Annotated in this window: 1 protein-coding gene; it reads right to left on the bottom strand. The window is 65.8% G+C overall.

Annotated features, from left to right (window positions below; translation table 11 throughout):
* On the bottom strand, positions 1–260 hold a 260-nt coding region (locus JK361_RS40830; protein ID WP_201828308.1), incomplete at both ends, for an AMP-binding enzyme.

Here is a 260-nt window from a genome sequence, read left to right as displayed (position 1 = left end):
CGCCGGCACCATGAACTCCGGCAACCGCTCACCCGCATACCGCCGCAGTCCGACCGGATCCAGCCGCTCGACGTCACCTGCCGGCACGACATAGGCGACCAGGCGCTTGTCCCCGGGACGGTCCTCACGCACCAGCACCGCCACCTGCGCGACACGCGGATGCCCCGTCAGAACCGACTCGACCTCACCCAACTCGATGCGGAAACCACGAAGCTTCACCTGATCATCAGCACGACCGACATACTCCAGATTGCCGTCCA

The organism is Streptomyces musisoli, assembly GCF_016741855.1.
In the GTDB taxonomy this organism is placed as follows: Bacteria; Actinomycetota; Actinomycetes; order Streptomycetales; family Streptomycetaceae; genus Streptomyces; species Streptomyces musisoli.
Note: the sequence above shows the minus strand (reverse complement) of the source record. Positions and strands in the feature narration are given on the sequence as shown.